At 66.4% G+C, this 11157-nt stretch carries 10 protein-coding genes and 1 pseudogene; 2 read left to right on the forward strand and 9 right to left on the reverse strand.

The window, feature by feature from the left end; genetic code table 11:
- The 8 genes and pseudogenes from WAO18_RS15035 to WAO18_RS15070 all read right to left on the reverse strand — a co-directional run.
- Positions 1-386, reverse strand: a pseudogene (locus tag WAO18_RS15035) (ribonuclease E/G); the annotation flags it as partial.
- Between the two features lie 296 nt (positions 387-682).
- Positions 683-1105 (reverse strand): nucleoside-diphosphate kinase, encoded by a 423-nt coding sequence (gene ndk, locus WAO18_RS15040; RefSeq protein ID WP_422207057.1) that lies wholly within the window; start codon positions 1103-1105, stop codon positions 683-685.
- A gap of 45 nt (positions 1106-1150) precedes the next feature.
- A complete protein-coding gene (locus tag WAO18_RS15045; protein WP_422207058.1) occupies positions 1151-1558 on the reverse strand; it encodes a DUF4233 domain-containing protein in 408 nt (135 codons plus the stop codon).
- Positions 1555-2982: a bifunctional tetrahydrofolate synthase/dihydrofolate synthase gene (gene folC, locus WAO18_RS15050; RefSeq protein ID WP_422207059.1), complete on the reverse strand. Its 1428-nt coding sequence runs from the start codon at positions 2980-2982 to the stop codon at positions 1555-1557. Before folC ends, WAO18_RS15045 begins: the two co-directional genes overlap by 4 nt.
- Positions 2979-5693 (reverse strand): valine--tRNA ligase, encoded by a 2715-nt coding sequence (locus tag WAO18_RS15055; protein ID WP_422207060.1) that lies wholly within the window; start codon positions 5691-5693, stop codon positions 2979-2981. Before WAO18_RS15055 ends, folC begins: the two co-directional genes overlap by 4 nt.
- A 64-nt stretch (positions 5694-5757) precedes the next feature.
- Positions 5758-6330, reverse strand: a complete 573-nt coding sequence (locus WAO18_RS15060; RefSeq protein ID WP_422207061.1) for a DUF937 domain-containing protein — start codon at positions 6328-6330, stop codon at positions 5758-5760.
- A gap of 111 nt (positions 6331-6441) precedes the next feature.
- Positions 6442-7701 carry a saccharopine dehydrogenase family protein gene (locus tag WAO18_RS15065; protein WP_422207062.1) on the reverse strand — a complete coding sequence of 420 codons (1260 nt, stop codon included), beginning with the start codon at positions 7699-7701 and terminating at the stop codon, positions 6442-6444.
- Positions 7698-9698 (reverse strand): alpha/beta fold hydrolase, encoded by a 2001-nt coding sequence (locus WAO18_RS15070; protein ID WP_422207063.1) that lies wholly within the window; start codon positions 9696-9698, stop codon positions 7698-7700. Before WAO18_RS15070 ends, WAO18_RS15065 begins: the two co-directional genes overlap by 4 nt.
- Before the next feature lie 85 nt (positions 9699-9783).
- Here WAO18_RS15070 and WAO18_RS15075 point away from each other — a divergent pair, with 85 nt between their 5' ends.
- Both WAO18_RS15075 and WAO18_RS15080 read left to right on the forward strand, forming a co-directional pair.
- The gene (locus WAO18_RS15075; protein WP_422207064.1) at positions 9784-10191 is read left to right on the forward strand and encodes a winged helix-turn-helix transcriptional regulator; all 408 of its coding nucleotides are present in this window, start codon (positions 9784-9786) and stop codon (positions 10189-10191) included.
- A complete protein-coding gene (locus tag WAO18_RS15080) occupies positions 10188-10724 on the forward strand; it encodes a PaaI family thioesterase (protein ID WP_422207065.1) in 537 nt (178 codons plus the stop codon). The genes WAO18_RS15075 and WAO18_RS15080 overlap by 4 nt, the downstream gene beginning before the upstream one ends.
- A gap of 63 nt (positions 10725-10787) precedes the next feature.
- Here the strand turns inward: WAO18_RS15080 and WAO18_RS15085 are convergent.
- The coding region (locus tag WAO18_RS15085; protein WP_422207066.1) for a transglycosylase family protein at positions 10788-11157 on the reverse strand (370 nt) is incomplete at its 5' end.

Below are 11157 nucleotides of genomic sequence, written 5' to 3' on the forward strand. Positions count from 1 at the left end.
TCGTTCGATTCTTTGGGTCGCTCGACCGGTTGGGGCGCGACGAAAAGCGGCATGTACTCGGGTCGCTCGGAGGTCGTCGTCTCCAGCATTGTTCGCGACTCGGGTTCGTCGGTCTCGCCGTCCGCAGGCGCCTCGGCAGTGACGACTGACGTGCCGGCCGTGGCCGGCGCGCTGGCCAGCAGGTCGCGAACGCGGACCGCGTCGACTCGTTCGACGGTGGAATGAGCGCTACGAATTCGGCCGTCGAGCTCAGTCAGCGCGTCGAGCACCTGTCTGCTGGTGGTGCCCAGCGCCCGAGCCAGGGAGTGAACCCTTAGCCGATCTGGCAGATCCTCGTGCTGCGACGGGTCTTCTGGAACCTCAGAGGATGGGCCACCGTCTATCACGTATTCTCCTTAAGCCCCCGGGCGCGTCTTGTCGACGCGGCCACGCGAGGGCTTCGCTATGGGCCCGGGTCACTTCCTCCCGGACTTGTGATGGTCTTGCTCCGAGCGGTTCGGGTGGAACGCGCTCAGTGCCGGTCTGAATGATGGCTTGACAGTCGGCGCCGCATCGCGGTTCGCGGTGGTCGCGCTTGTCGAAGTCTTCATTCGGGCGTCGGAAGCCGGTTTGGCGACGTTCACCCGTATATCAGTATCCCATATCGATCTGCCGGGTCGGACCAAGTGCGCCCGACCCGTTATCAATCCTTGCTGAACCAGAGCGCGATCTCGCGCTCAGCGGATTCCGGCGAATCAGAGCCGTGAACCAGGTTGAACTGCGTTTCGAGGCCGAAATCGCCGCGGATGGTGCCCGGTACGGCTTTCTCCACCGGATCGGTCCCGCCAGCAAGTTGCCGGATCGCGGCGATCGCCCGCGGACCCTCGACGATCGCCGCTACCAGCGGCGATGACGTGATGAATTCGACCAGCGAATCGAAAAACGGCTTGCCGTCGTGCTCGGCGTAGTGACTGCGCGCAAGCTTGTCGCTGACGGTCCGCAACTCCAGAGCGGCGATGGTCAGGCCTTTGCGCTCGATGCGGCTGATGATCTCGCCCACGAGGCGCCGTTCGACCCCATCGGGCTTGATCAACAGGAGAGTTTGCTCAGTATCGGCGCTCGTCACGGCGCACAGCGTACCGAAAGAATCCGGCCCCACGACGACGGTGGATCAGTCCGGCGGCGGGTCTTGACCCGGAAGAAGCCCTAGTCGCTCGCGGCGAAGCACCTCCGAACGCACATACGCGATCAGCGCCCACACCGCAGCGAACACCAGGCCGATGGCGCCGACACCCGGGTAGATGACGAAACCCGCGATCGCTATCAGCTGCACGGCAAGGTCCGCCCAGAAGGCCCACGACCGGCCCTGCAGGCCGGCCAGCAGGATCAGGATCGCCGCCAGTCCCAGCAGGTACGTCAGGGCTAACGTGGTAAGCCCGCCGCCGACCGACCCGACCACCGGCAGGGCCAGCAGCACCACGATCGCCTCCAGGATCAGCGTGCCGGCCGTGACTCCGCGGAAGCTCTTCCACGGGTCGGGTTTGGGACCTTCGGGCGGTGGTGGGGCGGGCGTTGTCACGCGGGGTCACGACCGAACAGCGAGCGGGCGGCGCCGGCGGTGACCACCGATCCGGTGATAACGATGCCTGTTCCGGAGAACGCCTCGCCGTCGGCATCGGCGTCGTCGACCAGGGCGGTGGCGGTGTCGATGGCGTCGCGCAGGTTTTCGGCGGTGATCACCCGATCCGGCCCGAAATACTGCTGCGCGGTCAACGCCAGCGAATCGACGTCTAACGCTCGCGGTGATCCGTTGTGAGTGACCACAATTCGATCGAATACCGGCTCTAACGCCGCTAGGATACCGGCCACGTCCTTGTCCTCCGGTACGCTCACAACGCCGACCAGGAACCGGAAGTCGAACTCCTCGGCCAGCGTCTGGGCCAGCGCCGCAGCGCCCGCTGGGTTGTGCGCGGCGTCGACGAAAACTGTTGGCGCGCTGCGCATCCTTTCCAGCCGACCGGGGCTGGACGCGGCGGCGAAACCGGCTCGCACAGCGTCGATGTCGAGCTGACGCTGGGCACCGGCGCCGAAGAACGCTTCCACAGCGGCCAGTGCGACGGCCGCGTTGTGCGCCTGATGCTCACCGTGCAGCGGCAGAAAGATGTCGGAGTACACCCCGCCGAGGCCCTGCAGTTCCAGCAGCTGGCCGCCGATCGCAACCTGACGACTCAACACCGCGAACTCCGAATCCTCGCGCGCGACAGCGGCGTCGGCGTCGACGGTCTGGGCCAGTACAACCTCCATCGCCTCGGGAACCTGACGGCCGATCACCGCCACCGTGTCCGGCGCTCCGTCTTCGGCTCGGTGGATGATGCCGGCTTTCTCACCCGCGATGCCGGCGATGTCGTCGCCGAGATATTCGACGTGGTCGATGCTGATCGGCGTGATCACCGCGACCGGCGCGTCGATCACATTGGTGGCGTCCCAACGCCCGCCGAGGCCGACCTCGATGACCGCCACCTCGATCGGGGCATCGGCGAACGCGGCGAATGCCATCGCGGTGAGAACCTCGAACTTGCTCATCGCCGGGCCGCCGCTGTCTTGTGACTGCTTATCGATCATCTGCACGAACGGCTCGAGCTCGGTGTAGGTCGCGACGTATGTCGCCGGGCTGATCGGCTTTCCGTCGATCGCGATGCGCTCGACCGCCGACTGCAGGTGCGGGCTGGTGGTGCGACCGGTACGACGTTGCAGGGCGGTCAGCAGCGCGTCAACCATCCGCGCCACCGAGGTCTTGCCGTTGGTGCCGGCGATGTGGATCGACGGGTAGGTGCGTTGCGGCGAGCCGAGCAGATCCATCAGCGCCGAGATGCGGTCCAGGCTGGGCTCGATCTTGGATTCCGGCCAACGCTGGTCGAGCAAATGCTCGACCTGGAGCAGTGCCGCGATCTCATCCGGGGTGGGAACACCGGTGGGCTCTGAGTCGTCGGGTTCCAACGTCACTTCAGCCCGGCCAGCCTGGCCGTGATCCGGTCGGTTTCCTCACGCGCCACCCGCTGACGCTCGCGTTGCTTGTCGACGACAGCCTCCGGGGCTTTGGCCATGAAATCCGCGTTACCCAATTTCGCTGTGGTCGAAGCCAATTCCTTTTGCGCCGCAGCGAGATCCTTCTCCAGCCGGCGACGCTCGGCGGCCACGTCGATGGTGCCCGAGGTGTCCAGCTCGACGACCACGATGCCACCCTTGAGGCCGACCTCCAACGACGCCGAGGGGCTGAACTCCGGACCAGGATCGGTCAACCACGCCAGCGAGGTGACGGCGCCGACCTGCGTGCTGAGGTCGGCGGTGTCGATGCCCGACAGCCGTGCCGACACTTTCTGCCGATCGGCCAAGCCCTGATCGCTGCGGAACCGGCGAATCTCGGTCACCAGCTTCTGCATATCGGTGATCCGCTGCGCAGCAACAGGATTCACTTCAACTCCGGAGCGCTCCGGCCAATCGGCGACGACCAGCGACTCCTGGGCTGAGCCCGATTGTCCAGCTCCTCCTCGGTCCGTACCGGGCCGCATCGTCGCCGAACGCAGCGCCTGCCACAGCGCCTCGGTGACAAACGGAATCACCGGGTGCAGCAGTCGCAGCAGGGTGTCCAGCGCCGCGGCCAGCACTGCGGTGGTGTGCGAGAGCCCGTCGGCGACCTGCGTCTTGGCCAATTCGAGATACCAGTCGCAGAATTCGTCCCAGGTGAAGTGGTAGAGCGATTCGCATGCCCGGCTGAATTCATACCCGTCAAAGGCCGAATCGACTTCGGCGCGAACCTCTTCCAGCCGACCCAGGATCCAGCGGTCGGCATCGGTGAGTTCGCCATCCGGCAACTGGCCCAGAGCCGCGCCATTCAGCAGCGCGAATCGGGTGGCGTTGAACAGCTTGGTGACGAAGTTGCGGGACGCCCGGACATCGTCTTCGCCGACGCTGAGATCGCTGCCGGGACTGGAGCCGCGGGCCAGCGTGAAGCGCAACGCGTCAGCGCCGTAGACGTCCAGCCAATCCAGCGGATCGATGACGTTGCCTTTGGACTTGCTCATCTTGCGGCCGGACTCGTCACGGATCAACCCGTGCAGGAAAACATCGGTGAACGGCACCTGCGGGCCGCGGGCGCCGTCCAGGGTAATGGCATCGTCGCCGCCGACAAAGGTCCCGAACATCATCATCCGGGCGACCCAGAAGAACAAGATGTCGTAGCCGGTCACCAAAACGCTTGTCGGATAGAACTTTTCCAATTCCGATGTTTTGTCAGGCCAGCCCAGGGTGGAGAACGGCCACAACGCCGAGGAGAACCAGGTGTCCAGGACGTCGGGGTCCTGGTCCCAGCCGTCGGGCGGTGTCTCATCTGGACCGACGCAGATCTGCTGACCGTCCGGCCCGTACCAGATCGGGATGCGGTGACCCCACCACAGCTGGCGCGAGATGCACCAGTCGTGCATGTCGTCCACCCAGGCGAACCAACGCGGCTCGAGCCGGGCAGGGTGAATCACAGTGTTGCCGTTGCGGACCGCGTCGCCGGCGGCCTTGGCCAGCAATTCCACCCGGACCCACCACTGCAGCGACAGCCGCGGTTCGATCGGCTCGCCGCTACGCTCCGAGTGTCCCACGCTGTGTAGGTAAGGCCGCTTCTCGGCGACAATCCGGCCCTGCGCCGCAAGGGCTTCGCGCACCGCGACGCGGGCATCGAATCGGTCCATGCCATCGAATTGCGTTCCGGTGGCGGTTATCCGGCCGCGGGTGTCCATGATCGACGGCATCGCAAGCTGATGACGCAGGCCGATCTCGAAGTCGTTCGGGTCATGGGCCGGGGTGACTTTGACTGCGCCCGTGCCGAATTCAGGGTCGACGTGATCGTCGGCGACGATGATGATCTGGCGGTCCAGGAAGGGGTGCGACAGCGTGGAGCCGACCAGCTCGCGGTAGCGGTCGTCGTCGGGATGCACCGCGACCGCGGTGTCACCCAGCATCGTCTCCACCCGGGTGGTGGCCACCACGATGTGCGGCTCGGAGTCGTCGAGCGAGCCATAGCGGAACGACACCAGTTCGCCTTCGACGTCCTCGTAGCGGACCTCGAGATCCGATATCGCCGTCTCCAGTACGGGCGACCAGTTGACCAGCCGTTCGGCCTGGTAGATCAAGCCGGCGTCGTAGAGCCGCTTGAAGATCGTGCGCACAGCTCGCGACAAACCGTCGTCCATGGTGAAGCGTTCGCGGTTCCAGTCCACGCCATCGCCGAGGCGGCGCATCTGACCGCCGATGGCACCGCCCGATTCGTGTTTCCAATCCCACACCTTGTCGATGAACAACGTGCGGCCGAAGTCTTCTTTGGTCTTACCGTCGACGGCCAGCTGCTTTTCGACGACGCTCTGGGTGGCGATCCCCGCGTGATCCATACCCGGCTGCCACAGCACCTCATAACCCTGCATGCGCTTGCGACGGGTCAAAGCGTCCATCATGGTGTGTTCAAGCGCGTGACCCATGTGCAGGCTGCCCGTCACGTTGGGTGGCGGCAACACGATCGAATAGCCGGGCTTCGCGCTTGCCGGATCGGCGGTGAAATAACCAGCATCGACCCAGCGCTCATAGAGCGCGCTTTCAGCCGCGCCCGGATCCCACGCCTTGGGCAGGTCTTCGGCCCGCGTGTCAGCGGCGCGTTCTGGGCTAGGGGTCACCGGTCAATTCTAGAAAGCACCGGAGCGCGCGGCGAACACCGCCCATGCCGGACGTTGCCGACTACTACTTCTTGCCGAACAATCCGCCCAGAATGTCGCCCGCCTTGGAGCCCAGCACATTACCCAAGACGGTGCCCAGCGATTTGTTGCCGCCGGCCATGCCGCCGAGAATGCTGCCCAGCACATCGTTGAGCGCACCTCCGGAGGACGCCTCCTCGTTGGCCGGTGCGCTCTTCTGGCCCAGCTGCTTGCCGACATAGGCCAGCACGATCGGAGCCAAGATCGGCAGCAACTGCTTGAGCAGATCGCTGTTACCCCCGCCGCCGCCGGCCAGCGCATTGGCAACCTGGGTGACATCGTTGCCACCGAAGATCTTCGCGATGGCCTGTTGGCCGTCGGCCTGGTCGACCTGGTCGACGTTCACGCCGCCGTCGAGCAGACCGCTGGCGGCGTGGTTGTCGGCCGCGGACTCGATGTTGCTGGCGTGCTCGGGGTCTTGCGCACTGTCGTGTAGTCCGCCGACCAATACCGGCACCAGCAACTGCACCGCTTTGTTCACTTCGGATTCGTCGACGCCGATCTTGCTTGCAATGTCACTCGTAGGAATCTGAGACAGAAGATCTTCAAGGCCAGACATGGACCCGTCCACCTAACGTCGCTGGGATTGTTCGGTTCACTTCTGACACTAGCCCAGCTGATCTTGTCCGACAGCGGTTCTTTACAGAGCGGATCGGGTGCCGGTCGCGCCTCAGCGGTGCATCAATCGCGCGGTCTCCAGCGAGACCTCGGCGGCGGGGAGTCGCGCCATTAAGGCGTCGCCCATCGCCGCCGCGGGGGTGAGCACACCATGCAGGTCCGAGAGAGCGTCGCGATCCAGCGCCAGCGCCAGGCCGCTCTCGCCCAGCAGCACCGAGGTTGCCTTGTATCCCGGATCGCCCTGCTGGGCCATGGTGGCGACGTAACGCGCCCCCGAGGTCGTCGTCGTGTAGGTCTCCGCCTTGTAGAAGCCCCGCTCGCGAACGGCTTCACTCGGGCCGGTGCCGGGTTTGGGCAGCACTCGCTCGACCAGGCGGCGCGGCAGCAGCCGGAAATAGCGGCTGCCCAATGCCGACACCGTGTTGCCGACCCCATTGATGACCGCGGATGTCACCGGCGCGACCGCCGAAGATCCCAGGCTCATGTGTTCGCTGTACCGGAACCGCCTGCCGTATGCGTAATCTTGTAATGCGTTGCTGCGCCGAACAATTCGCGTGTTAGCCGGTGCCATCATGAATCCGGCCGTCCACAGGCCGGTCAGCTCCGGTGCGATCTGACGGCCGCGGCGCCGGCGCAGGTCGGGCTGCGCACCGAGCTCGGGTTCCGCGCCGCGGTCTGGGCTCAGCGTGTAAGGATCCGCGAATTGGCGGCGCGCGTCGGCGTCGCTGGAGACGGCGGACAGCACTTCGACCCCGGATGCGATCGTGCCGCCGGAGAGGCCGCCGGACATCGCGCGAACGACAAAGTGGGTGTCGATGAGTTCACCGCTACCGTCTTCGCGAGCCCGGCGATGCAGCGCGTACACGGTGAGATCCGAAGGGATGGAGTCGAATCCACACGCATGCACGATGCGTGCACCGGTGTCCTGGGCCTGCTTGTGATACAGGTCGATGCTGTCGCGGACGAACGGCGGCTCGCCGGTCAGGTCGGCGTAATCGGTGCCCGCGGCCGCGCACGCCGCGACCAGCGGCAGACCGTAACGGCTGTAGGGGCCCACGGTGGTGATGACGACCTGCGTCCTGGCCGCCATCGCGTCCAGCGTGGACGGCGACGAGGCATCCGCCGTCAGCACCTCCCAGGACTGCGCCGACTCCCCGAGCGTGTCGCGGATCGCCTGCAGTCGGTCGGGCGAGCGACCGGCCAGCGCGATCCGCGCGTTCCCGCCGGCCCGGGCCAGGTATTCAGCGGTCAACTTGCCCACGAAACCGGTTGCCCCGTACAAGACGATGTCGAATTCACGCGTTGCAGTCACGGGCGCGACGCTACTCCGAGCGCCTCCGGCCATTCGGCGCTCTCCCCCAGCACGTGTTCGGCCAGGAAGCCGAACACCACCTGATACCAGATCTTGGTGTGCTGCGGCGCAATGACCCAGTGATCCTCGGAGGGGAAATAGAGGAAGCGGTGCGGACTGCTGCCGTCTTCACCGGCCGGCAGCGCCGAGGACGCCAGCAGCTCGTACCAGAGCCGCAGACCCTCGCCGATCGGCACGCGATAGTCCTTGTCGCCGTGGATGACCAACATCGGCGTGTTGATGTCGGCGACAAAATGATGCGGCGAGTTCGCGGCGGTCATCTCTGGCGTCATCTCCCGGCGCCAGTAGTAGGCCGTATCGGTTGTCGGTCCGAACTGGTCCAGCGCCCACAGGCTGGCATGGGTCACGATCGCAGCGAAACGATTGGTGTGACCGGCGATCCAGTTGGCCATGTATCCGCCGAACGAGCCGCCCATCGCCGCGATCCGGGCCGCGTCGATGCGCTGGTGCGCGCACGCCGCGTCGGTCGCCGTCATCAAATCATCGAACGGCGGCCCACCCCAGGCTCCCCAGCCGCGCTGGATGAAGTCTTGTCCATAGCCGGTCGACAGCGCGGGGTCGGGCAGCAGCACGGCGTAGCCCCTGGCCGCCATCAACCAGGGGTTCCATCGCCAGGCCCAGCTGTTCCAGCTTCCCAAGGGGCCGCCGTGCACCCACAACAGCAGCGGAGCCGGCGCGGGGTCTTCGGGCAGCACCAGCCATGACCGCACCGTCGTACCGTCCGCGGCTGTCGCCTCGACCTCCGCCAATGTTCCTGGCAGCGTGGGCAATTCGACGCACGGCAACACCGTGATTTTCCCGCCGGGATCGATGCGCACCGGATGCGGCGGCGCGGCATACGAGCTGCGCAACGCATACAGCACATCGCCGGGCGCGGCGACGACATCGGTGTAGCCGAAATCGTCATCGGTGAGTTGGGTAATCGCCGATGTCGTCAGCTCCACGGCGAAAATCGGGGCCCGGCCGTTCTGGTCGGCGGTCACGATCAACAACGCGCCATCGCTGGACCAAGTCAGCGCGCTCGGACGCCGATCCCATGCGTCGGCCACCGATCGCGGCTGCTCGCCGAATCGCATGCATTGCAACGTCATTCGCGGAGCGCACTCGGGCGTGGAGACGGTGTCGCGGGTGAAGGCCACCGCGGTGCCGTCCGGCGAGATCGCGGGCTGTTCGAAGCTGGCGTCCGGATCGTCGGCGATCACACGGCGTTGCCCGGATGCCAGGTCCACTCGCATCAGCACCGACCGCTGGGCGGGCCCTGGGCCGGAGACTCGCCACGACGTCACCAGGAAACTGCCGTCGGGGCTGATGTCGAATCCCGCTTCCAGCAGCGCCGCACCCGGTTGCGGGGTCAGGTCCCGCGGCCCCGTCGCGTCGAGCAGATGGGGCTCGTCGGGGCCGATGTCCTTGTTCCAGAAGCGCACTGGATAGTCCGCATGCAGAATCGCGGTCACCTGGCCGTCCTTGCGCAGCTCGCGCAGCCTTCGATCGTCGTCGACGTCACGCGCGGCCGGCAACAGCGCAGCACCGATCACGACCGCGTCGGCGCCGCGTGCCGCCCGGACTGCGCTGACTCCACCGGGCGCGCTCGACACCTCGACCGCCTCACCACCGCCGGCCGGGAGCCGCCACAGCGAGGCGGGCGGCTTCTTGCCGTCATCGCCGTTCTCGGCTGTCGGCCTCGACGAGACGAAGAGCAGATCCCCCTCGACGGTGAAGACCGGTGACGAGTCTCCGTTCGCGCCGCGGGTGAGCGGGCGCGCGTGCCGTTGCCCGGCCGGATCGATGTCCCAGACGGCGCCGACGTACTCGTTTCGCTTGTCGTTGAGTTCGGCCACCGTGACTACCACCCGCGACCCGTCCGCAGATACGGCCAGGCCGGAAACACGCGGCAGTGCCAGGTAGTCGTCGAGGTTGTCGAATGCCGTTGCGGTCATGAGTCGTTGGTAACACAGCGCGACGCAGGCCGCGGCGAGCGCGTTGAACGGCCTACAGAGTTTGATTTTCAAACTGTGCGGTGACATGCTGCTGTTCGTGGCGAATGTCGCTTTGGCCGACCTGCCCGGCCGACACTGCCCGATCGCCGCCGCACTGGACGTGGTCGGCGAACGCTGGGCATTGCTGATCGTGCGCGAGTTAGCTTTGGGCAACACCCGGTTTCAGGACATCGTCCGGGGCACTGGCGCGCCGCGAGACCGGGTCGCGGCCCGGATCAAGGCCCTGGAGGAGGCCGGGGTGATCCGGCGAATCCCCTATCAAACGGCGCCACCGCGATTCGACTACCAGCTCACCGAGGCCGGCCGCGAACTGGTTCCCGTCCTGGATGCGCTGCTGGCCTGGGGACTCGACCATGCAGTACAACCCAATGACCCGGACCGCGACCTCTACCGCTGGCCAAAGGGCAAGCCGCAATCAGGAAGGACACGATGACGACAGCGAGCGAAGACGAGGCAGCGACCCGCAACAAGCATTGGGGCCGCCAGCTTTCACGAACGGTCACCTGGCACGACCCGGCGCCGACCGTTTCGCGGGCCCTGTCCGTGCCCGGGATCGACTACCTCAAGGCGATGGTCGCCCGCGAGCTTCCGCCACCGCCCATGGCCGTACTCATGCAGTTCGATCTCGTCGACGTCGAGCCCGGCAAGGTCGTGTTCACCTGCCAGCCCGACGCGTCGATGTACAACCCGAACGGCGCCATCCACGGCGGCCTGGTGTGCACGGTCCTCGACTCGGTGGCCGGGCTGGCGCTGCACAGCACGCTGCCCGCCGGCAAGGGATACACGTCCATCGAAATCAAGGTGAACTATTTGAAGCCGGTACGACTGGACGCCGGCCCGTTGAGCGCCACCGGCACCGTGGTGAAGTCGGGCGCGCGCGTGGGGTTCACCGAGGGCGTCGTGACCGACGCTTCAGGCAAGGTCGTGGCGACCGCGACCAGCACCCTGCTGATATTCGACTTCTAGTGAGACGCCAACGGCGGTGGCGGGCCTAAGCCCGACCACCGCCGTCAGTTAATAATTCGTTGGTCAGCCGCGACGACCGCAGACCGGCCAGGCGCCGATGCCCTGCGAGTGCAGCACATTCTCGGCCACCCGGATCTGCTCGTCACGGCTCGCGCCGTTCGCGGAACCCGAGCCACCGTTGGCACGCCAGGTGCTCGGGGTGAACTGCAGACCGCCGGCGTAGCCGTTACCGGTGCTGATGCCCCAGTTACCGCCGGACTCGCAAGCAGCGATCGCGTCCCAGTTGACGCTGTAGGCGCGCTTCACCGGAGCCGGAGCCTGCTCCGGGGCCGGAGCGTCGTCGTTGGCGGGCTGCGGTGCATCCGGCGCGGGCGGTGCGTCGGGCGCAGGAGGCGCGGGCGGTGCGTCAGGCGCAGGAGGCGCGGGCGGTGCG

Origin of the sequence: Mycobacterium sp. (assembly GCF_049278535.1) — a bacterium.
In the GTDB taxonomy this organism is placed as follows: domain Bacteria; phylum Actinomycetota; class Actinomycetes; order Mycobacteriales; family Mycobacteriaceae; genus Mycobacterium.